The sequence below is a fragment of the Acetobacterium sp. genome (genome assembly GCF_039830195.1).
Lineage (GTDB): Bacteria > Bacillota > Clostridia > Eubacteriales > Eubacteriaceae > Acetobacterium.
This window is the reverse complement of sequence record NZ_JBDODG010000017.1, coordinates 20,167-43,393: the sequence shown is the minus strand read 5'-3', so window position 1 is coordinate 43,393 and position 23,227 is coordinate 20,167. Positions and strand designations below refer to the sequence as shown.

The 23,227-nt window shown below is 43.9% G+C and carries 20 protein-coding genes; 9 read left to right on the top strand and 11 right to left on the bottom strand.

Translation table 11 applies throughout. The features are described from left to right. The first annotated feature begins 1 nt into the window (after position 1). The 3 genes from ABGU93_RS06375 to ABGU93_RS06365 all read left to right on the top strand — a co-directional run bounded on the left by ABGU93_RS06375 (position 2) and on the right by ABGU93_RS06365 (position 5,338). Positions 2–1,405 carry a HAMP domain-containing sensor histidine kinase gene (locus tag ABGU93_RS06375; protein ID WP_347412644.1) on the top strand — a complete coding sequence of 468 codons (1,404 nt, stop codon included), beginning with the start codon at positions 2–4 and terminating at the stop codon, positions 1,403–1,405. A 111-nt stretch (positions 1,406–1,516) separates the two neighbouring features. Next, complete coding sequence (locus ABGU93_RS06370) at positions 1,517–2,128, top strand: isoprenylcysteine carboxylmethyltransferase family protein (protein WP_347412643.1); 612 nt, start codon at positions 1,517–1,519, stop codon at positions 2,126–2,128. 285 nt (positions 2,129–2,413) lie between these two features. Continuing rightward, positions 2,414–5,338 (top strand): methyl-accepting chemotaxis protein, encoded by a 2,925-nt coding sequence (locus ABGU93_RS06365; RefSeq protein ID WP_347412642.1) that lies wholly within the window; start codon positions 2,414–2,416, stop codon positions 5,336–5,338. A gap of 112 nt (positions 5,339–5,450) precedes the next feature. Here the strand turns inward: ABGU93_RS06365 and ABGU93_RS06360 are convergent, their stop codons facing one another. After that, entirely contained in the window at positions 5,451–6,050 is a 600-nt protein-coding gene (locus tag ABGU93_RS06360; RefSeq protein ID WP_347412641.1) for a hypothetical protein, read from the bottom strand. Between the two features lie 262 nt (positions 6,051–6,312). Between ABGU93_RS06360 and ABGU93_RS06355 the strand changes: the two genes are divergently transcribed. The 3 genes from ABGU93_RS06355 to ABGU93_RS06345 are packed head-to-tail and all read left to right on the top strand — an operon-like array spanning position 6,313 to position 8,375. Continuing rightward, positions 6,313–7,365: a GGDEF domain-containing protein gene (locus ABGU93_RS06355; RefSeq protein WP_347412640.1), complete on the top strand. Its 1,053-nt coding sequence runs from the start codon at positions 6,313–6,315 to the stop codon at positions 7,363–7,365. 27 nt (positions 7,366–7,392) lie between these two features. Continuing rightward, a complete protein-coding gene (locus ABGU93_RS06350) occupies positions 7,393–8,169 on the top strand; it encodes an HD domain-containing phosphohydrolase (protein WP_347412639.1) in 777 nt (258 codons plus the stop codon). Next, entirely contained in the window at positions 8,145–8,375 is a 231-nt protein-coding gene (locus tag ABGU93_RS06345; protein ID WP_347412638.1) for a FeoA family protein, read from the top strand. The genes ABGU93_RS06350 and ABGU93_RS06345 overlap by 25 nt, the downstream gene beginning before the upstream one ends. Here the strand turns inward: ABGU93_RS06345 and ABGU93_RS06340 are convergent. The 10 genes from ABGU93_RS06340 to ABGU93_RS06295 form a co-directional block, all read right to left on the bottom strand. After that, positions 8,372–9,973, bottom strand: a complete 1,602-nt coding sequence (locus ABGU93_RS06340) for a proton-conducting transporter membrane subunit (RefSeq protein ID WP_347412637.1) — start codon at positions 9,971–9,973, stop codon at positions 8,372–8,374. The genes ABGU93_RS06345 and ABGU93_RS06340 overlap by 4 nt on opposite strands. Next, positions 9,966–10,319: a cation:proton antiporter subunit C gene (locus tag ABGU93_RS06335; protein ID WP_347412636.1), complete on the bottom strand. Its 354-nt coding sequence runs from the start codon at positions 10,317–10,319 to the stop codon at positions 9,966–9,968. The genes ABGU93_RS06340 and ABGU93_RS06335 overlap by 8 nt, the downstream gene beginning before the upstream one ends. After that, complete coding sequence (locus ABGU93_RS06330) at positions 10,316–10,708, bottom strand: MnhB domain-containing protein (protein ID WP_347412635.1); 393 nt, start codon at positions 10,706–10,708, stop codon at positions 10,316–10,318. The genes ABGU93_RS06335 and ABGU93_RS06330 overlap by 4 nt, the downstream gene beginning before the upstream one ends. Beyond that, complete coding sequence (locus ABGU93_RS06325; protein ID WP_347412634.1) at positions 10,701–10,964, bottom strand: hypothetical protein; 264 nt, start codon at positions 10,962–10,964, stop codon at positions 10,701–10,703. The genes ABGU93_RS06330 and ABGU93_RS06325 overlap by 8 nt, the downstream gene beginning before the upstream one ends. After that, entirely contained in the window at positions 10,954–11,499 is a 546-nt protein-coding gene (locus ABGU93_RS06320) for a DUF4040 domain-containing protein (RefSeq protein WP_347412633.1), read from the bottom strand. Before ABGU93_RS06320 ends, ABGU93_RS06325 begins: the two co-directional genes overlap by 11 nt. Further along, a complete protein-coding gene (gene mnhG, locus ABGU93_RS06315; RefSeq protein ID WP_347412632.1) occupies positions 11,496–11,798 on the bottom strand; it encodes a monovalent cation/H(+) antiporter subunit G in 303 nt (100 codons plus the stop codon). The genes ABGU93_RS06320 and mnhG overlap by 4 nt, the downstream gene beginning before the upstream one ends. Then, complete coding sequence (locus tag ABGU93_RS06310; RefSeq protein ID WP_026394747.1) at positions 11,795–12,058, bottom strand: monovalent cation/H+ antiporter complex subunit F; 264 nt, start codon at positions 12,056–12,058, stop codon at positions 11,795–11,797. Before ABGU93_RS06310 ends, mnhG begins: the two co-directional genes overlap by 4 nt. Next, positions 12,055–12,546 (bottom strand): Na+/H+ antiporter subunit E, encoded by a 492-nt coding sequence (locus ABGU93_RS06305; protein ID WP_347412631.1) that lies wholly within the window; start codon positions 12,544–12,546, stop codon positions 12,055–12,057. The genes ABGU93_RS06310 and ABGU93_RS06305 overlap by 4 nt, the downstream gene beginning before the upstream one ends. Before the next feature lie 186 nt (positions 12,547–12,732). Beyond that, complete coding sequence (locus ABGU93_RS06300) at positions 12,733–15,600, bottom strand: methyl-accepting chemotaxis protein (RefSeq protein ID WP_347412630.1); 2,868 nt, start codon at positions 15,598–15,600, stop codon at positions 12,733–12,735. A 280-nt stretch (positions 15,601–15,880) separates the two neighbouring features. Next, positions 15,881–18,907 carry a methyl-accepting chemotaxis protein gene (locus ABGU93_RS06295; protein ID WP_347412629.1) on the bottom strand — a complete coding sequence of 1,009 codons (3,027 nt, stop codon included), beginning with the start codon at positions 18,905–18,907 and terminating at the stop codon, positions 15,881–15,883. Between the two features lie 440 nt (positions 18,908–19,347). Between ABGU93_RS06295 and ABGU93_RS06290 the strand changes: the two genes are divergently transcribed. The 3 genes from ABGU93_RS06290 to ABGU93_RS06280 all read left to right on the top strand — a co-directional run bounded on the left by ABGU93_RS06290 (position 19,348) and on the right by ABGU93_RS06280 (position 23,211). Continuing rightward, entirely contained in the window at positions 19,348–20,016 is a 669-nt protein-coding gene (locus tag ABGU93_RS06290) for a PspA/IM30 family protein (protein ID WP_347412628.1), read from the top strand. Between the two features lie 4 nt (positions 20,017–20,020). Next, entirely contained in the window at positions 20,021–20,809 is a 789-nt protein-coding gene (locus tag ABGU93_RS06285) for a GIDE domain-containing protein (RefSeq protein ID WP_347412627.1), read from the top strand. Between the two features lie 407 nt (positions 20,810–21,216). Continuing rightward, on the top strand, positions 21,217–23,211 hold the full coding sequence (locus ABGU93_RS06280; protein WP_347412626.1) for a S8 family serine peptidase: 1,995 nt from the start codon (positions 21,217–21,219) through the stop codon (positions 23,209–23,211). Positions 23,212–23,227 lie beyond the last annotated feature (16 nt).

Here is a 23,227-nt window from a genome sequence, read left to right as displayed (position 1 = left end):
GATGAAAAAAAGAATTCAAAATCGCTTTGTCGCTAATTATGTGCTGATGTTTTTAATCTCCACCCTGATTGGTGTTTTGGCGGTGATGCTGTTAAGCTTTGCCAATGATGTGATCTCAAAAAATCTGGTCCATCATAACTATACAGCAGAAAAAATCATGAGCGATGATCTGTCGGTTATCGATGCGCTGCCGGTGCTGGAAAATGGCGGAGGGGTTCAAGTTGTTAATAAAAATTACGAGGTCATTTTCAACCAGGGAATTAACAATTTACCAGAAATGTTAAACCCGGAAACATTCACCGACTTTTTAACCGCCAGTCACGCCAAGGGTAACCCCTACAGTTACAGTATTGCTTATAATCCCAGAGCAGAATTCTGGTTAGTGGTAACCTTTCCCACCTCCATTCGCATTGATTTTGCGATTGTTCATAATCCTGATTTTTCATCGGTGGATACCCAGGGGGTTGTCGGCGTCATTCTTGCCATCATTTTGTTTTACTTAATGCTACTGGGAATCAGTACGGTTATTTATTCAAAGCTGACCTCACTAAGTATCATTAATCCCCTTAAAAAGTTGTGCAGCAGTGCCAGCCGGTTAAAAGCAGGCGATTATACATCACGGGTTGACTTGAATCTGGATAATGAATTCGGAGAACTAGAAACCATTTTTAATGAAATGGCCGATGAAATTGAAAAAGAAATTGCTTTAAGAAAACAAAGCGAGGAAAATCGGAAGAAGCTGATTTTGGATATTTCTCACGATCTCAAAAATCCCCTGGCCAGTATTATGGGCTACGCAGAACTCTGTTTAATAAAAAAAGAAATGACCACCGAACAATTGCGGACTTATCTGACCACGATTTATAATAACAGCAGTCGGGCTAACCGCTTGATGAGCGATCTGTTTGAACTGTCTAAAATGGAAGCCTCGGACTACATATTAGTTAGGGAAAAGCTGGATTTCGTTGAATATCTGCGGGAACAAATGGGTGCAGCCGTGGCAGGTTTGGATGGCGCCGGATTTTTTTATGAATTCGAGCTTCCCGATCACGAGATTACGGCAACAGTGGACAGACAGCAGATGAGCCGGGTGTTTGAAAATCTTGTTGATAACGCCATCAACCATAACCCAGTCGGCACCCGGATTGACCTGACTATGTTAAATCATCCCGAACTAATTGAGATTCGTTTTAAGGATAATGGGGTCGGAATCCCCGTGGAGTTAAGCGATCAGGTTTTTGAGCCCTTTGTTAGGGGCGATCCGGCCAGGTCTTCAGAAAACGGGGGGACCGGTTTGGGTTTAGCCATCGTCAGAAAAGTGATGGAAGCTCATGGCGGATCCATCAAACTGGCAATTGAGAACACGGTCGGGAGTGAATTCATTTTGCTTTTACCAAAGAGTTAAGATTGAGTTAAGATTAAAAACAGCTTCATGTATGAATCGCTTGCTATAGTAATAGCAAGGGATTACATGAAGCTTTTTATGTGATTCCATTAAAATTTGGAGGTTGAGAAATTGGAAACATTGGATAGTCATTTTTATAATTGGTTTGGGGTCGTATTCTTTGCGGTACTTTATGGCGTGATCTTGTTGTTTATGCCATTTTATAAAAAAATGGATCGGAAGCCGGCGGGTACTTATCTTGCGTTCGTGATCGCTTTTGCCATCGAAATGCATGGGATTCCCTTCAGTATGTATGTGATTTCCTGGTTGATTGGAAAAAATCTACCCGAAGGGGTTTTATGGGGCCACACGCTTTTTGATACCATCGGTTATTGGGGGATGTATATTAATATTGCCTGTGGGACAGTTGGCATATTTTTAATTATGAATGGCTGGTACAATATTTACAAAAAATACTGGTCCCGGGAAACCGGAACGGGAACCCTGGTGGAAACGGGGATTTACAAATACATCCGTCATCCCCAGTATACCGGCTTGTTGTTATTATCCTTCGGAATGATGGTGGAATGGGCTACCTTGCCCTTGTTGATTCTATATCCGGTGATGGTTTTTATGTATGTGCGGCTGGCAAAAAAAGAAGAACAGGACATGATTGAAGAATTTGGAATAGATTATAAAAATTATATGGCGGATACAAAGATGTTTATTCCCCATCTTATTTAATGTGTCGATAGAACTATAATATGGCAAAAGAGCAAAAAGACAGGTATTTTACATGTCTTTTTGCTCTTTTGTCATTGCTTTTAGTAATTTATATCCGTATAATAAGCGAGCATTAGAAAATATAACAATGAAATCTATATAAATTAGCGAATAACGTTTACATGATATCAAAAGTGGTATATTATTACAGCGAGTTTGTTTAAATTTTATTGACAAAATGCATCGCCAAGCTAAGTGAAGCTCATGAAACTAAATTATAAGAAAAGGGAAAAGGAAGGGGAAACTATGAAGTCAATCCGATTACGTCTGATCACATTGTTTACCGCACTCATTTTGGCAGTCACAGGTATTTTAGGGGTGGTTGTCGTTAACCAGTTCACCAGCGTTCTGGAGGAGGATGCGCATGAAGAATTACAGAATATGGCGGAGGTCCAGGCGAGGTACATTGAATCGAAACGAGATGCGGAGCTCCAGTATATGGAGAGTCTGGCACAGAATTCGCTATTACTTGATGGGGTGATTCCCCAGAGCCAACGGGTAGCATTTTTAGAGGCGGAAGCTGCCAGAGCCGGTTATGATGCCTATGTTTTAGCTGATTTGGCTGGCAATGGTGTTACCCAGAACGCAGCCGGGGATACGGTTAATGTCGCCGACCGGAGTTATTTTAAGGGGGCTGCCGCCGGGACACCGACGGCATCGGATATCACCATCAGCCGGGTAACCGGAGAGCCAGTTATACTGTATGCGACACCAGTTTATCAAAACGGCGCTATTGCGGCGGTACTATACGGTCGTAAAGATGGTACTTCATTAAGTGAAATTACCAAACAGGTTACCTACGGCAAAACCGGTTTTGCCTCGCTGGTCAACAATGAGGGGGTTGCCGTTGGAAATTCGAATCTGGATTTGGTCAAACAACAATTTAACTATGCCAAAGCTGACGAAGAAAATCCTGATTACGCAGAATTGGCAGAATTAGTACGTAGTAAAATGATGACCCGGGAACCGGGCTTTGGCGATTATACCCTTGAAGGGAAAGATCTGTTAGTCGGTTTTGCGCCGGTTGAAGGCAGTCCCTGGATCATGTCAGTGGCCATGGATCAGGCTGAGCTGGATGCCCAGGTGGCGGAAGTCAGAAATACGATTATTACGGTGATCATTCTGGCAATTATCGCCGCAGCTTTCGCTGTATTCCTGATCAGTGGCACCATTGCCAAACCGATTGTGGCAACCACCGAGGAATTAAACCGGCTGGCTGGCTTTGATTTTAGACATAATGAACATTCTAATGCCGTTAGATATATTAATCGGCATGATGAAATAGGTACCATGCTTAAAGCGGTAGCGTCTATGCAACAGAATGTTCAGGATAATCTGATCGACAAACTTGAACATATTTCACAGGGGAATCTGGATGACGAAATTATCATGGTCGGTGACAATGATCAGGTCGGACCAGCCTTACAGGATACCCAGGGAGCCATCAAAACGCTGATTACGGATACCAATATGTTGGTTAGAGCAGCAGTTGAAGGTCGGCTGGATGAACGGGCCGATGCTTCAAAATACAATGGCGATTATCAAAAGGTTATTGCAGGGGTCAATGCCACCCTGGATGCCGTTGTCGAACCGATTAAAGAGGCCTCCGGCGTTCTGGAAGCAATGGCTCGAGGGGATCTTGAACAAGACATGCAAGGGGATTATAAGGGCGAACATGCCGCCATCAAAGTCTCCGTCAACAAGACTTTTGCCAGCATTAAAATGCTGGTAAGCGATACTAATGGTCTCGTCGCAGCTGCCGTCGCCGGCGAGCTAGATACCCGGGCTGACAAATCCAAACATCAGGGTGAATACGCCAAAATCATCGCCGGGGTCAATGCCACCCTGGATGCCATGGCAGAACCGATCCATGAAGCCTCCGGGGTGCTCGAAGAAATGGCTCAGGGTAATCTCGACCAAAGTATGGCAGGCAATTACAAAGGGGAGTATGCCGTCATCAAAGAATCAGTCAATAAGACCTTTGATAGTATCAAAATGCTGGTGGATGATACCAACAGTCTGGTCGAATCGGCCGTAGCCGGGGATCTCAACGCCCGGGCCGACACCTACAAACACAGCGGCGAATATGCCCGAATTGTGGCCGGTGTCAATGCTACTCTGGATGCCATGGTGGCACCAATTCAGGAAGCCAACACGGTACTGGAAGAAGTGGCCAATGGCAGTCTGAAGCTGCGAATGGAAGGGGAATACATGGGCGAACATTCCGCCATCAAAGATTCCCTGAACAGTACCCTGGACTTTTTGCAGGGGGTTATCGATGAAGTGTCTGAAATTCTGGACCAGATGGCTAATTCCAATATGGCCGTCAGCATCACCGGTGACTATAAAGGCGATTTTGAACCAATTAAAACAGCCCTTAACCACATTATTGAGTCCTTCAATGGCATTCTTAAAGACATGAACGAAGCGGCTGATCAGGTCTCAGCTGGGGCTTCTCAGGTATCCGACGGCAGTCAGATGCTGGCTCAGGGTTCCACCGAACAGGCCGCCGCCATCCAGCAATTGAGTTCGTCGATTGATGAAATAGCGGATAAAACCAAAGACAACGCTAAAAGGGCCAGTGAAGCCAATATGCTTTCTACCACCGCTCAGGAAAAAGCTCAAAAAGGTAATGACAGCATGCGCCAGCTCCAGGAGTCCATGGATGAAATCAACCAGGCGTCGGGCAATATTTCAAAAATTATCAAGGTTATTGATGACATTGCCTTCCAGACCAATATCCTGTCTCTAAATGCTGCCGTGGAAGCGGCCAGAGCTGGCCAGCATGGCAAGGGCTTTGCCGTGGTAGCTGAAGAGGTTCGATCATTAGCCGCCAGAAGTGCAGAAGCCGCCAAAGAAACCACCGTTTTAATCGAAGGTTCGGTGAAAAAGACTGAAGGCGGTACTGCCATCGCTGATGAAACTGCCAATGCGTTGGAAGAAATTGTGGTAGAAATTACCAAAGCAGCCCAGTTGGTTCAGGAAATTGCGGAAGCATCCAATGACCAGGCCACCAATATCACTCAGATTAACCTGGGGGTGGATCAGGTTTCTCAAGTTGTTCAGGGAAATACGGCAACAGCTGAGCAATCGGCTGCTGCCAGCGAAGAATTATCGGGGCAGTCGCAGTTACTCAAGGAAATGATCTCACGATTTAAACTTAAAAGATAAAAAAACGAAGTAAAAAGTAAAACAAAAAGACAAGGAAAAAATTCCTTGTCTTTTTGTCGATAAAAGTGCTTTATCTCTGGTAAATGAGAACACCGTCACGTAAAAAGGCTTGTTATTCTTCTTTGGCCCAATCATCAAAGCCCTGCATGACCTTATCATAGGTTTGCTGGGAGATTTCGGGAAGTTCACCGCCAAATGCTTCTTTGGCACTTTCAAAACCGTCTTTGAAGGCATTTCTCAAGGTCTCAATTTTACTTTTATCACCACCGGAGAGGGCTTTGGCAAAATCGACAATTCGTTCTGATGTTTTATTAACCCCAAAATAACCGTCTTCAGAAATCGCTTCTTGAGCAGCAGCCCGGGTTTCAGAATCAACCGTGATCTCAACATCTTTTCCTTCAGCCAGATCTTTTAGAACCTGATTGACCTTCAAACCTTGTTTTTCCAGCATGGCGGTAACCATTTTTTTGAATGACTCGGTATTTCGGGCAAAATCTTGTTTGATTTCATTTATCTTTTTGCGGTCGACAGTGTAGGTTCCGATGTCTTCAGAAGTTGCGGTGCCAAGTTCAATGGAGTCGAGTTTTTGCACAACTGGTTGCACTTTGTCAGCAGCCTCGGGTTCCACTTTGACGTCGGCATTTTGGGTAACGCCTTTTGTCTGAATCGCTTGATTAAGAGACTTATTCGCATCAATTGTATTGGTATTCATAACATCCTCCTTGATAAATATTTATAAACAGTAATGAGCTTCTCTAGACTATATCGACAAAATTCAGCTGAAAATAACATTTATTTCTAATTAATCAGATAAAAATGTCCCTTCAGCATTTTCAATGATAAGATTATGCTAAATAAAAGTACTTGATAAAAGAAAAACAGGATGGTATACTAAAACACAGGAGTTAGCAAAAACTAACTCCTGTGTTTTAGTGTTGAGTTAGATTAGACTAATAAAAAAGTGGGAGTTGTCGATGGAGAATAAACAAAAGGATCATATCTTTACTGAAATATATATGGGGATCCATTGCGTTATGGTATTAATGGTACTGGTTTATTACATATATTCCCAGACAATGGCGGAAATGATGACCGTGATGCTGGTTGTTTACGGAATCTATATTGGCTTTGAACTATACTTGTTTGCCACCAGACAAATACTAAAATTGGAAAGCATGTTAGGCGGATATTTTCAGAGCATTATCGATATTCTTTTCATTTCCATTTGCAGTATTTATCTGGAATACTATTTCTTTATTGTTCTGCCGATCTTTTGTCTGTTTATCTTAACCGCCAGTTTGGCCAATCATCGCACAAAAAGTATGATCCTCGGTCTGTTGTCAACCATTGGTTATCTGGCGGTCGGAATATTAAATGGCTATTTCACACTGGGTGTTGTTTTATTTCAGGGAGTGCTCCTGATCGGTTTCAGTTTTTTTGTGGGTGAACTGCATCAACTGATCAGTGATGTGTATAAAAGAAACCACTATGCCATGGTAGAAATTGAATATAAAAATCAGTTGCTGGAATATCGAGCGACTACTGACTTTCTGACTGATTTATCCAATCATCAGGCGTTCTATCAGTCGCTGGAAGTGATTGCTGAAAAACATGCACCAATTACTTTGATCCTCCTTGACATTGACGATTTTAAGGCAGTCAATGACGCTTATGGCCACCTCTCAGGAGATTACGTGATTCGGGAGGTTTCACAGATTATTAAAAAACAGCTCCGCACCACTGATATCGGGGCCCGATATGGCGGCGAAGAGTTTGCGGTATTGCTGCCAGGAACAGGGGATCCTTTTGGACAGCGAATCGCCGAACGGATTTGCACTGCTGTTGCGGAATACCCCTTTGAATTTGATAATCAAAAGATGAGGATCACCCTTTCTGCCGGCGTTTGTCATTCAACGGTGGCATTGAATCGGGGGGAACAGACCATGTTGGTGGATCAGGCAGATGAACTGCTTTATTATTCAAAAAGAAACGGCAAGAACCGGGTTACCAGCGCTCAATTCAAATAAGGTCTAATGCAATGAAAGGATATTCAGATGACTGAAAAAAAAGCATCCCGCGATATATATGTATTTTCACAATATTTAAACGAAGTGTACCGATTGTATGGCTTAGCCGGTAATCAGGAAATATTTACCGATAAATTCAGGACCTATCTGAAACGGATGATTGTAAAACTAAAAGATGCATCATTCAGGGATCTCGAAAAGTATCGGAATGCAAACTGTGCCAGCAATTGCCTGCCGGGACATTCAATCCGAACCGCTTTGCTGGCCATGGGTCTTGCTAAAGAGCTGGGTTTAAAGGACTCAGAAATCACTGAAGTCGGGGTGGGGGCCTTACTTCATGATATCGGCAAACTCTTTCTACCCAGAGAGATTTTGGACAAACCCTGTAAACTGAGCGAATTCGAATTTGATGTGATCAAAAGCCATTCAGAAATCGGGTTTCAGGCACTCAAGAACGAAAACTGGTTGCCCGGACCCTGTATTGAAATTGTCCATAATCATCACGAACGTTTAGACGGCAGTGGTTATCCAAATCATTTATGCGGGGATGAGATTCATCAATACGAGCGCATTGTAGGGGTCGCTGATGTTTTTGATGCGATGACCAGCAAGCGTAATTATCGGGAGGCGCTGAGTTATGAGTTGGCTTTTCAGGAAATTAAAAAAGAGTCACCCCTGCTGCTGGATCGACAAATCGTTTTTGTGTTAGGTGATCTTATCAAGAAATACAGCTATCCCAAACGGGAATTAACAGAGCGATTAGAAATGAGGAGAGAAATATGCCATTATCCATGTGCCGAATAGGAAGTACGGTTGTTGTAAAAAATCTAAGCGTGGATGAAGCCTTAGCTAAAAGGCTTTACAGCATGGGTTTGATTAAGGGCGCACTTCTTAAAGTTATTTCTACTGAGCATCACGGGCCGATGACCATTGAACTATTGGGCAGTCAATTGGTACTGGGATATGAGATAGCCTCGCAAATACAAGTGGTGACAGCAAAATATCACTAAAGTGTTAGTTTTAAATAGGCAACCATAAAAGCAAAAAATAAGGTAATAGAGAGACAGATTTCATTAAAGCCAAGTTCGAATGAAGTAATGAAAGCCAGACGATTTGTTTTTTTGAATAAGCCGCGATAAATAAGTATACCCAGGAATATTGATCCTATGAAAAGTAGCATTTTTACACCGTAAGACAATAGGTCGACAGTCAATTTGACGTTAAAAAGGATGGCGATCAGTTCGCTGCCAAAAATACCACCGAGAAAACACAGCATACTCAGAGTTAAGACCACCGTTTTCTCCAGAATATCGGAGTCGGCGGTTTCTTTTTTGCCCGAACTGCCAAAAAGAAGTTGGCCATATTTAATAAAGACGACAATGGTTCCCAGATTAATCAGAATCAGTGCAGATTCGATCCAAGTGCCGCTTGAACCAGAAGCAATCAAATATTTTGAGATACTGCCATTAAATAGCGGGGCCCCAATAATCCCCAGAATAGACAAGATAGTGGCGACCCCGACGGCCGGCATGTGTTTAAAAACACCGTTAATCTCGGCAAGGTTCCGGGTCTGGTACTCGGAGATGATCATCCCGGCCGTAAGAAACAGGGTTGATTTAAAAATGGCATGATTCATCAGATGATAGAGTCCGCCCCAGTAAGCCATGGGATTGTCCAGGTTAAGACCAATCATAATGACACCAATCTGAGAAACGGTTGAATAAGCCAATAGCAATTTAATATCCTTTTGAGCTAAGGCCAGGATAAAACCGACGATAGCCGTAATAAATCCGAGGAACACAAAAAGTTCGGAGGTATCAATAAGGGGGGAAAAAGCAATCTGCAGCCTGAGAAATACGTAGATACCGGTTTTAACATATAATCCGGATAAGATGGCCGAAACTACTGACGGGGCACTTGGGGTACCATGAGCCTTCGGCAGCCAGCTGAAAAGTGGCATTAAAGCTGCTTTTAAACTAACTGCAGTAATCATAAAGGCATAGGGCAGAATCAGGCTTTGGGGGTCTTTGACCTGGCTGAGTGCTGTTTCCAAGGCATAGAAGTCAAGAACGCCAATTTTTTTATAAAGCATGCCCAGACCCATCAGGAAAAATGACATCGCCACGACATTGATCAGAAGATACATCATGCCATCATAAATAGCGACATTGGCCTTCTTATACATGATTAGAATGGTGATGATCAGGGTGGCGGCTTCAATCAAAACAAAAATGTTAAACAGGTCATTTGAAAGAAAGATACCAATAATCAAGCTTTCCATACTAAGAAAAAGAAAGAAAAAAAGGTGGTCGGCATAATTTTTATTGTGAACAAAGATGACCATCGCCAGAAATAAAAAGCAGGTCAGCAGAACCATGGCAGAGGCCAGTAGATCGGCCCTTAAGGTGATCCCGATGGTATCTGGCCAGCCACCAATATTTTCCAGGACGGTGCCATTTTTACGCACATCAATAAAGATCATGGTAGCAAAAACCAATAACGATGACTGAAAAAGAACCATGATTTTTTTTGCGCTTTTAATGGAAATCAACTTAACGATGGTGCCTAAAATAATCGGTAATAAAATAACCCAATGCAAATTAATCATGGTGTTTCCTTTTTTTCATAACCTTTTGCCAGTTGGTGGAGCCGAAACGATGATAGAGGTGAATAAACATGGTCAAACTAGCTGCTGTTACCCCAATACCAATAACAATATCGGTAATCATTAAGGCCTGGGGGAGCGGATCAGCCACTTGTAAGGTTTGGGCCACATCGCCAATCGGTGGGACGCTTCCCGGGGCAGTATTGGCAGAAATAAAATACAAAATAATAGCCACTTGCATGATACTGATGGACATAATTGATTTGATAATGTTTCTTCGGGCAATCAGGCCGTAAACACCCACAAAAAAAAGTAGAATGCTGATGGATTCTCCGTTAATAGATATCATGAGATACCCCCTTCATAAAAAGCAAATCGAAAAAAAATGATAGTAAAACCGCTACAGACTTTTAAGCCGATCAAAAAATTCATCACAACAAGATAGGTCAGATTCATCAGTTCTGTGTGGTTGGCGGTGGTGGCGAATAAAAAAAGGGCCGGGTAAAGAATAATGCAGACAAAAAGTGTCTTTTCCGCTGTTTTTAAGGTTTTTAAACGGATGCAGCGATCCGGCTCGACCAGATAGCGGGTGATAAAAACTGAAGCCAGTACCGCACCGCCCTGAAATCCGCCACCGGGACTGGCATGGCCGTTCAAAATAATGTAAAATCCAAACAATAAAATAAAGGGGTATAAAAGTCCGGTCATCCGGGAAATAATTTCAGAATGGTCAGTCATCAGTGCGCCTCCAGGAAAAATTTATGACGGCTGAAACGCTGACCAGCAGAATCAGAGTTTCAAAAATACTGTCAAATACCCGATAATTGAGGTAGATCGCCGCCACCGCATTTTGGGTATGAGTGTCGGCAGTGAAATGTTCAAGATAAAAATCTGCGATGAGCGGATTAGCCACCAGATTAGCATCAAAATTAATAAAAAGCACCAGACCGGCAAGGGCCATGGTAAAAATCATGGTAATGACTCTACGCTTCATTATCTTCTCCTTCCGCACATCGAATCAGGTGGATATTCAAATCACCATGGTACGCGAGTAAATATTCTTCAACGGCATCAAGCTGATAGTCCTCAGCACAACCATAAACCCGAATGTCCTGGTCGGAATGATGGATGGCCAGATCAAAATTTTCCTGATTCAGAATCGTCTCGATGGGATTAGTTGAATAGATAATCTGAGGCTCCATTTCCCGTTTGATCAAAAAAGCTTCAAGATTATTTAAAAAGGTTGAATTGTTCTTACGCTGTTGGATATCCTGATCATTCAAGCTACTGGTATAGTAAATCGAAAAGACCTGATATTTTCGCAGTGCCACCAGATATAAAACAGTGGTGATGGTGCTTCCGATTATCGCTTCAGCAATGGCCACGTCAGGGGCTCCATAGAGTAGATAAACAAAGGAACTCACTAGCGAAAAAACACCCAGATAGACAACTGCCCGGCGCAGTTTTTTGGTGTTCAAAGCGACCACTGCCAGAACAATCAAGGTGATCAAAAAGATATTTTCGGTCATCGTCGGGGCTCCTGATTAATGGGATAACCGCTTAAAAAAGCCGATCGGGCGATGGTGTGGGTGGACAGGGGGTTGGTGATCATTACCATCAGCGTAATCAACAGAATTTTCATGGCAGCATAGCTGAGCCCGGATAAAATCACAAAACCAATCATAATGGTCAAAAAGCCAACCGTTTCAATTTTCGCAGAAATTAAAATTCGCGAGTAAAAATCTTTAAAACGAAACAAGCCGATGACCCCTAAAGCCATAAAAATAAGGGCGATGGTGATGAGCAGATAAGCCAGTAAATCGATCATGAGATATCTCCTTTTTTTTCGATGAAGCGGGCAATCAAGACTGTACCGATAAATCCCAGCAGTGCGTAAACCAACGCCACATCCAGCAAATAGGGCTGTTCGGTGATGATTGAAAAAATGACGATGGACATGATAATTTTGGCTGAAATGGCGTTCAAACCGAGCAGACGATCCCAAATGGTGGGGCCCAAAATGACCCGAACAAGGACTAGAGCAATGTAGATAGCAATGACAAATAGAGCTGTTTCTAAAAAGGTCAATGGTCCATCCTCCTTAAAATCATTTCGTAGGGGGAACAGGTATTACCTTCAGTAATATCGGTGAAGGTATTTTCATCCTGAAAAGCCAGGATTTGAAGCTGGTGACCATTCTTGTCAATTGTGACAGTACCGGGAGTTAGAGTAATGGCATTGGCTAACAGACAGATACCTAGTTCATTACTCATACAGGTTTCATATGTAATGATTTTGATAGAGTCTTCACCTTTAATAATTTTTAGAATAGCGGCAAAGCCGGATTGATAAATTTGGATAAATAAATACAGACTGTAATGTAAAAGAACTTCAGGTTTAATCGAGTAGGCACCGAGATAATCAGCTTCCAGCAGATAACGATTGGTGAAGAGAAGAGTTACTGCTGAAAAAAACAGGCCGATGAGAAGCTGTGAAACAGCAAGACTTTCATTTAAAATAAGCCAAAAGCCGGTAAAGATCAAAACGAGAATAAGAGTGCGAATCATTTTTTTCATAGGAACTCCTTTAACGTTACGAAGATAACCATGAGATTATTTCATTATAATCAAGGTAAGAACTTGATGTCAACGAATTTTCTGACAGTCACAGTATCGTGAAACGGAATCAAGACCAGTTCGGAGATATGAAAATGAGGCCTGGATAAAGAAACCAGGCCTCAAAAATGTGTTGCTTATACTGAACTAGTATTTATCCATCTCCATATCATCGAGAATGATACTTGGTTCCGGTGTTGGTGTTGCAGCCGGTTTTACCGATGGTACAGAAACTTTCCGGGTTGTTTTAACAGCGTCACTTTTGGCTTTCAACTGGAAAGCGTCTACCATATGTTTAAGCATTTCGGCCTGGCCGGAGAGTTCTTCACTGGCAGCAGCGCTTTCTTCGGCAGTAGCCGAATTGGTTTGAACTACCTGAGATACCTGTTCAATCCCCTGGGTGATCTGGGCAATTTCAGAGGCCTGATCATTGGAGGCCTGGGCAATGGTACCGACTAAACCGGCAACCTTGTCGATTTGACTGAGAATCTCTTTCAAACTTTCGGCGGTGTCATCGGCTATTTTTGTACCGACGCTGACCTTGTCGATGGAGCCTTCAATTAAGCCGGTAGTTTCTTTGGCCGCTTCGGCACTTCGGGCCGCCAGGGTTCTTACTTCTTCAGCGACCACGGCAAAGCCCTTGCCATGTTGTCCGGCTCGGGCTGCTTCAACAGCGGCGTTCAGGGCCAGAATATTAGTCTGGAAGGCAATATCATCAATGACCTTGATAATTTTAGATATATTGTTTGAAGAATCATTGATGTCGCCCATGGCGCCAATCATGGTGGCCATTTGACCATTACCTTTTTCGGCATTAGTACGAACATTCATAGCCAGATCATTGGCTTCATTGGCATTCATGGCATTACGTTTGGTCTCGGCAGCTACCTCTTCTATAGAAGCGGTCAGTTCCTGGATGGCACTGGCCTGTTCGGTGGTGCCCTGAGATAAGGCTTGTCCGCCGTCAGAAATCTGTTTGGCGCCCATATCCACCTGACCTGCCGCCATATTGATTTCGGTCATGGTATCGCTTAAGGTGCTGTTAATACCATTTAGCGCTGTTTTGATAGCCTGAAAATCGCCCAGGTATTCGGTAGTAATTTCTTGATTCAGATTTCCCTGACCCATTTCTTCCAGAGTATAGGTGATTTCATCTACATAACGTTTCAGGAAAGCAACAGTCTGGTTCATGTTATCTTTAATCAGGGTGTAATCACCGTTGTAGTTGCCAACCATGCCGGTGTTCAGATTTCCCTGAGCCAGTTCTTTTAAGGTGGCAGAAGCTTCCTGCACCGGTTCGACTACGGCATCAAGAGTGGCATTGACGCCATCGACAATTCGAGCAAAATCGCCCTGATGTCGGCTGGCATCAGCTCGGGTATCTAATCGGCCATCAATACCGGCTTCGGCCAGCATCGTGGCATCACTGATCAGGTTCTCGACTGAATTTTTAACTTCGCCCAAAGTGTTGCCAATTTCATGGAATTGGGCACTGACTTCAGTGGTATACTCATCAGCTTCGCCAACATTCATGTCGAAATCCAGATCGCCTGCTGACAAGCGGATCAGATTGTTACCCAGCCGCGATACTTCGGTTTTGGTATAGTCGCTAACTCGGATAATTGGTGTTAAATCAGTAACAACTTCAACGAAACCAATGTTTTCGCCTTTTTTGTTTTTGAGATAGGCGGTATCCTGTTTATTACTGCGGCCGACCCATTCGAAATAGCTGTCATTTAAGCCCTGGTCAACCAGACGTCTGATCCCGCAACCTTCGGTACGGCAGATATTAGCGTTGGCATTGTAGCAGTCCATCCCACACGCTGAAGTACGATCTTTGATAACCCCATTGGCAATCATTAAATCTTCAAACGGTTTGTTCATAAAGGTCCATTTCATATCGTTGTCAGTAACATGGAGCGGGAAGGGGATGGCGTCAATAATAGCTTCGTACCAGACCATTTTATCAACAACTGTATCCAAGGTGGCATTAACCCCTTCGACAATTTCCTTAAAACCGCCGTTGAAAGCTTCGGCCTTACCCCGGGTTTCCCACTGGCCGGCAATGGCCGCATGGGATAGCATGGTTGCTTCACTGATCAGCCCTCGGATTGTTTCAATAGTTAGTTTAAGGGCTGGAGAAAGCTCGTCCTGTGCATCTTTCGGTTCAACGTCAGTGCTGACGTCGCCATTTGAAATCTGATTCATGGTACCAATGACAAGAGTTTGGATGTCATCAGAAAAGTTGTCCATGGATTCTGCCATTTCGCCGATTTCGTCCTTTCGTTTCATGTTCAGACGCATGGTGAAATGTCCCATACTCATTTCTTTGATCATATGGTTAGCTTGTTGCAGGGGTTTGCTGATCATCGAACGGAGTACCAGACCAAAAATGAGGGCAACAGCAAAAGCAGCAAGCGTCACAATAATCATCGTAGTCATGGCCGCATTAGCAGCGGCTGTATCCTGCTCTTCAGTCCGTTGTGCTTCTTCCAATTTCATCGGTACCAGTTTATTGATTAGATCCATTTCTGCCGAAGCGGCAATTTCGTATGACCCAGTATCAGAAAGCAGTGCAAAGGCTTCAGCATCACGATTTTGGACCGCCAGCGCTTTGACCTTTTCAAATTCATCGGCTAAAACCTTTCGGGAGGCTACAAATTCGTCAAAGACAGCCTGCATCTCCGGATCAATAATGGTTTCCTGGAAAGCGGCAGCAGCTTCATCAATTTCGCCGTTACGGATAACAACCTTATCCGCATTGGACTGGATCAATTCCGGACTGCTTTCAATAATCATATCCCGGACGATAACCCGCATCCTTTGGTAGGAGGTGGAGATCTGACCGACCTCGGCAATTGGCACGGTCATCTTTTCATAAAGTATTTTGTTGGAGTTTTGAAGTGTTTGCAGATTCATAATTCCCACAATGCCGACAACCCCAGTGATGAGAGCGACGATAATGAAACTCACAATCAGTTTCGCTCCGATTTTCATGTTATACATCCATTGCATTTTTAATTCCCCCTTTGACTAAGATAAAGTAATTCCTCTTTCAGAAGATATTTACCCAAATCAAATAAACAATAACAGCAAAAGAGAATAAAATGATTTGTGAAAATAAGTAAAAATTGTCTGAAGGACGTCTGAAAACCGCTCCAAACATTAGTTGAACAACCAAAAGCCCCCCGGTGTCATGAACTGACAACCGGGGGGCCGGGTGATAATTTGAACTGATCCTGAGAAAGCCACTTTTAACCAGATGTTTTAAGTTTTAATTCAGCTCTGGGGGCTATCAGTATTTATCCATCTCCAGATCATCCAAAAGGATTCGTGGTTCGGCGGCCGGCGATTCAACCGCGGGTTCTGGTTTTGAAATGACAGTGGCAGTGAAGGTGGGTTGGCCTGCTGTTTTGACTTTAAAAGCACCCACCATTTCTTTGAGCATTTCAGCTTGACCGGACAGCTCTTCACTGGCGGCGGCGCTTTGCTCGGCGGTGGCTGAATTGGTTTGAACCACTTGAGAAACTTGTTCGATACCCTGGGTAATCTGGGCGATTTCCGAGGCTTGTTCATTAGAGGCCTGGGCAATGTCGCCGACCAGCCCGGTAACTTTTTCAATCTCATCAAGAATTTCTTTGAGGCTGATGGCTGTTTCATCGGCGATTTTTGTGCCCATGTCCACCTTGTCGATGGAGCCTTCGATGAGGCCGGTGGTCTCTTTGGCAGCTTCGGCGCTTCGGGCAGCCAGGCTTCTGACTTCTTCAGCAACGACGGCAAAACCTTTGCCGTGTTGTCCGGCCCGGGCAGCCTCGACGGCGGCATTCAGGGCCAGAATATTGGTCTGAAAAGCGATGTCATCAATCACCTTGATGATCTTGGAAATATCATTGGATGACATGTTGATATCGCCCATGGCGGAGATCATTTTGGTCATTTGGGCATTGCCGACTTCCGCGTTGGTGCGAACTTCAATGGCCCGTTCATTGGCTTCATTAGCCCGCATGGCGTTTTTCTTAGTTTCGCCGGCGACTTCTTCGATGGAAGCGGTTAATTCCTGAATCGAGCTGGCCTGTTCGGTGGTGCCTTGAGCCAGCCCCTGACCGCCATCAGAAATCTGGCGGGCCCCGACTTCAACCTGTCCGGCAGCGACATCAATATCAGTCATGGTGGTGCTGAGGTTGGTGTTGATATCGTTGAGGGCCGTTTTAATGGCCTGGAAATCGCCCAGATAATCAGTGGTGATTTCCAGGTCTAGATTGCCGCGACCCATTTCTTCCAGGGTACTGGTTATTTCCGCAACATATTGGCTCAGGAAGCTGATGGTTCGGTTTAGGGCTTCTTTGATCTGGGCATGATCCCCACGGTAGTTACCGGCCATTTTGGTGTGCAGGTTCCCCTGGGATAATTGGGTAAGAGTCGCCGAAGCTTCTTCGATGGGCGCAATGATGGCATCTAAAGTCTGATTAAAGCCTGTGACGATTTTCCCGTATTCGCCAGGGAAGCCGGAAACATCGCCTCGGTTACTTAAATTACCTTCGATGGCAATACTGGCCATTTTTTCGGTTTCGTCAACCAGGTTGATAATATTCTGAATCATGCCAACCAGGGCGGGAATCAAGGTATCGTTGGCGCTGCGTTTGCCAACTTTTGTCAATACGTCCAGGTCGCACAGATCGCCATTGGCAATATTGGTAGAGATTTCAACAATCCGGGTTAAGCGGGTATGGACATCGTTGATGGAATGGCCAATTTCAGCATAGATACCCAGATAATTAGTGGGCATGGTTTCTGAATAATCATTGAGACTCATTTTGCCTAGCACCCGGTTACTTTCTTCCAGAGCTCCCAAGCCATCAATACAGGCATTGATACTATTCTTCAGAGTGTTAAAATCACCATTATAGGTAGCAGTAATTTTTTCTGGAATTTGCCCTTTTCCAATACGATCCACATAATCTGCAGCCACGTTAAGGGGGCCAACCACGGCGTCAAGGGTGTCATTGACACCGACGACAATATCTTTGAATCCGCCTTTGAAGGCTTCCGCATCCCCCCGGGTGGATAGCTGTCCGGCCACACCAGCCTTGGCCAGCATGGAGGCTTCATCAATTAAACCCCGGATTGATTCAATGGTCTTTTTAAGGGCCGGTTTGATTTCATCCTGATCGTCGATGATTTCAATATCGGCCGAGACATTGCCGTCAGATATTTGGTCCATCACCTGAATTACCTCAGTTTGCAGGTTATCCGCAAAATTATCCATGGCCAGAGCCATTTCGCCAATTTCATCATTGGTTTCCATATTAAGCCGAGCACTTAAATGACCCAGTCCCATTTCTTTGATCATATGATTGACTTTTTTTATCGGGTCGGTAATCCGTTTGGCAATGAAATAGCAGAAGATGATGCTGACGACTAAAACAACAATGGAGATCAGCACACTACTTAAGATAGCGCCAGGCAGAGCGGATAGCACTTCGTCGGATTCCACTGCCAGAACCACTGTCCAATCCATACCTGCCACTTTAGCGGAGGCCATGTAGTACTCCTGATTGTCCAGGTTATATGTCGATGTGAAAGAATCCTGCTCCAGCGCTGATCCTATGGCAGCGCCCAGCCCTTTATAATTGGCATCTGTTTCTGCTAGGGTGAGGGGATTCATTTGATTGACAACATTATCCCGATCGGGATGAGAGATGGCGGTACCGGTTGAATCGACAATGTAGGTATAGCCGGTTTCACCGAATTTCATATTATCGGTGATGTCATTTAAGAACCAGGCATTCGCCACCGCTACCAGAACGCCGGTGATGGTACCATTTTCATAAATAGGCACCGAGTAGGCCATGATTAAGGCGCCATTGTCATCGGGATTCACACTGATAACCGGATTCATGGTGCCTCGTTCACCGGCAGCAGAATCATGAAAATAATCCCGTTTGGTGATATCCACTATCTGTCCCCGGTCACCGTAACTGTCAGACAGGTAGAGGTTTCCATTGAGATCGGAAACCCCGATTCGCAGGAAACGATCGGAACTGCTGACGTCATTTTTCAGCATTACCATTTTTTCATTTATCGGTACGTTGCTGGAAAAAATCTTATCCCGGGAGGCGATCCCTTCAAGATAAATATAATTTTGCTCGTTGCGGCTGCTGATGATTTCAGCTGAATTCTGAGCCTGAGTTTTCAGTGATTTTTCAGCTTCAGTCACCACTGCATTGGTTAAGGCATTAATGGAGACAAAAGTAAAGACTGCGCAGACAACCAGAATCAGTCCGGAAAAATAAATCATGAGTTTTGTTCGAATGCTTTTCATAGATACCACCCCTTTTGTGTAAAAAAATTCTTGTACGATAAAAATTTAATAATACGTATGCTGGTTTATAGCTTTTTTATAGGATATCTCTTCTTATCTGTTTGATCAATGGTGAATTATGCCGTATTGATAGATTTTTTTAATTTCAGTTAGTTCTTAGCTGTATACCCTAAAATGATTGTTTAATTCGTTCTTTTTAGTGATTGGGATAGTGGAATTGTAAAAAAAGATAACAATCGCAAAAGGGATACGTTTCACGTAAATTAAGTGGTATTAATTTACGCCTGAAACAAAAAAAGAAATAGACTTCCTTTCCCTGATTTGTTAAGATGAAGATACAGAATTAAGGCGATTTGATATGAGTCGGCGTTGACCCGAAAAAATCAATTAGCCCAGGCATTTTTGTCTGAAATAATAAAAACAAATAGCAGGAGGAAAAAATGGCAATTTTTGAACGTCTTAGTGACTTGTTAAAGGCGAATGTAAACGACATGCTGGATAAGGCAGAAGATCCAGAAAAAATGGTTAAACAGATTATCATTGACATGGAAGCACAGGTTAACAGTGCGACCCAGGCATTGGGAGCAGCCATGGGCAGTGAAAAACAGGCTTTAAAACAATTGGAATCTGCTAAAGCCGCTTCAGCAGACTGGACTAACAAAGCGAAAACTGCTTTAACGGCGGGTAATGAAGAACTTGCAAAAAAAGCATTGGCGCAAAAAACCAGCGTGGATAGTGATTTAGTTCAGTTCCAGGCTGCTTATGACTCGATGAGCATGCAGGTTGGCCAATTGAAAGATCAGGTACGTCAATTAAAAGCCAAGCTGGAAGAAGCCCGGATGAAACAGAATATGCTGATCGCTCGTTCTAAAATGGCCGATGCTCAAAAAAGTGTCAGTACCTCTTTAAACAGCACCGACAGTACCAGTGCTTTTACCAAGCTGGATAAAATGGAACAGAAAGTGAATGCCAAAGAAGCAGAAGCTCAGGCGTTTACCGAAATGGCGGGCGAAAATACCAGTCTTGAAGATGAGTTTGCCGCATTGGAACAAACATCAGCTGTCGACAATGAACTGGCCAAGCTAAAAGCTGAGATGGGAATAGAATAGAACCATGGCATTTATTATTGGAATACTGATTATGATTGCAGGGATTTGCTACGCTGTTTACGTTTTGAAAAAAAGTAAGACAAAAGCGCAGGAAATCCAGTTTCAACAGACAACCTGCATTAAAGACGTGTTGGATATTGTTGGGGATTTATCCAGTTTGGATGAAAATTACCGGCATTACAGTGAGGTGAAGGGCCACCTTCACAGTGTATCAGGCGATGTTGAAGCCCCCTTTTCACAACGACCGGTGGCCTATTACGAAAATGAAGTATTTTCTGTTCATGAAGAAACTAGAACCGAACGGGATGATGAAGGAAATACTAGAACCATTACTGATAAAGTGGAAAGCTCTTTATCCAGCGAAAAAAGTCCGGTGGAGGTTTATCTTTCGGACAGCAGCTCGGATGAAAAAGTTTATATTGACATGGCCAGCTTTGGCAGCGATGTGGATTTAATGCCAGGTTGCAACCGTATGGAATCATCTGATTCCAATTGGGTCAGAGATAACTTCAATTTCAGTTTTTCGAATCCGCGAGGATCCCGCTTTCTGGGCTATCGTTTTTTTGAAGAAATTCTCCCGGAAGATCAACCGATGTATATTTTGGGTGAAATTCACAAACGGGGAAACCGGCTTTATGTGGGACGTTCGGTGACAACCAAGAAACCATCCCACGTGACCTATAAATCAGAAGATGAATTGCTGGATGATATTAAAAACGAAAAATTCATCGCATTGGCTATTGCCATCGGCAGTGTCATTGCCGGAATTGCAGTGATGTTTCTATTCTCCTAGACTAAACCAGTCAGGTAACTACAAAATTTGAACTTGAAAACCCTGATGATTGAAAAATCATCAGGGTTTTACGTAAAAAAATAAAAAAGCAGTGATCCCGGATGGATGCACTGCTTTTTTTATATTAGGAATGAAAAGAAAAAGGGGAGATGTTTATCTCTTGTACAGATAATAACCCGCTAACCTTTAGTGAAACTTGGAATTCAGCAATTCTTAAGAAAAGTCGTAAGGGTGGAATGGCATAAATAATTAGTGATTGAATAAAAGCGTTCTTACAGGTATAATTTCTATATCAAATAATACAAGAATGTCAAACAATGACAAAACCGTGCTCGGCAAAAGATGTTGGAGCAATCCAAAAACGAAATCATCTGATTAAAAAAAAGAAAGCGCAAGAGGTAATATCAATGAAATTCAAGAAGGCAATTGTCTTCCTGCTCGCTATGGTTTTAATTGGGAGTTCCTGTCCGCTGGGGGTTATGGCTGAAGGCCAGTCCATGGTCATCCAAAGCCTGGACCAAGTTGCAAATCTTGATGCCGATTCAAATATTAATGATCAAATTATCGTCATTTACAAAGACCAGGCCACGATTGGAAGTCTTGCCCTGACCAGCGAGGACATTAAGGGCGGCGAATCATTAGGAGCTCAGGTGGATATCATCGAAGTGGCCGATTCTACAAATACTGACGCACTGATTGCCCAATTGTCAGAAAATCCCAATGTGCTGGTAGCCGAAAAAAATGCTTATATCCAGACCTCAGCGCTTCCCAATGATCCAAATTTGTCGGCAGCCTGGCAGTTTGAACGAATTGGCGCTGATGAGACCTGGAACAAGGTTAATAATTCAGAAACGGTAGTGGTAGCTGTCATTGATACCGGCCTGAATACTCAACATCCTGATATCTCCGATAATGTGGTTACCGGCTATGATTATGTCGAAGGGACCACTAATATGATGGATTTATCCGGCCATGGAACACTGGTCTCGGGCTGTGTGGCAGCGGTGACCAATAATGGCATTGGTTTTGCCGGGATCACAGGTACCGCCAACATCAAGGTCGCTCCGTATCGGGTTGGCGGCCTATCAGACGGCGACAAGAACCTGGATGTCGGCTATATTTGCGCCGCCTTGTATGATGCGGCAGCACGATCAGATGTAAAAGTCATCAATATGAGTTTTGGTGGCTATATGGTTTCATCGGCGTTACGAACTGCTGTGGAAAATGCCGCCAACGCTGGTAAGGTGATGGTAGCGGCAGCGGGAAATGAAGGTAGTAACGCTAATTACAGTGGTGAACTGGCAGTTCCGGCCTCCTATAATAATGTTATTTCAGTGGGTGCCACGGATAATACCAATAAGATTGCCTATTTTTCGCAACACAACAGTCTGGTCGATTTATGTGCTCCGGGCTACAGAGTATATTCGACAAACCATGACGGAACCTATGAAGAAACCTCCGGAACATCTTTTGCCAGCCCCATCACGGCTGGAGCCTGTGCGGTGTTAATGGCGGCGGACTATACGATGACCAGTGCCCAGGTGGAAACTCTGCTAAAAGAAACCGCGTTAGATTTTGGTACTACAGGTCGGGATGATTACTATGGCTACGGCTTGATTCAGTTGGATGCGGCCATGGCCAAGGTTACGCCGAGTAATCCACTAAGTATTGATACCTTTACGGTTGATAAACCAACCGGACAAACGCTGGGAACGCTGCTTGTCCTGAGTGCCGCAGCCAGTGGGGGTGAAGGGGATTATCAGTATGGATTTTATTATGAGTTAAACGGAAAAACCACCACCATCCAGGACTACAGCAGTGTTCCCACCGCTGCCTTTACACCAACCGTTGCGGGAATCTATACCATATCGGTGCAAGTACTGGATGGTAAAGGCAATACCGTCAAAGAATCGATTGTCAATTATGTGGTGAAAGAAAAAGCGACACCGGCCATTGAATATCGAACTCATGTCCAAAATGTCGGCTGGCAGAGTTTTGTCGCTGATGGTGCTGTCAGTGGAACCGCAGGGAAATCCCTGCGACTGGAAGCGATTGAGATCAATGCTATTACAGATATCTATGACCTTGGAGTGAAATATAAAACCCATGTCCAGAATATTGGCTGGCAGAATTTTGTGGCGGATGGTGCTTTAAGCGGAACCGCCGGGAAATCCTTGCGACTGGAGGCAATCGCCATCGAATTAACCGGTACCGATGCCGAACTTTTTGATGTTTATTATCAGGTACATGCCCAGAACGTGGGCTGGATGGGCTGGGCCAGCAATGGCGCACAAGCTGGAACCGCCGGTTTTGGCTATCGACTGGAAGGCATCCGCATCGAGATTGTGCCAAAGGGCAGCGCTGCCCCAGGCTCGACAGTTAACCCTTTTATCGAAAAGTGATTGAATAAGAATTGCA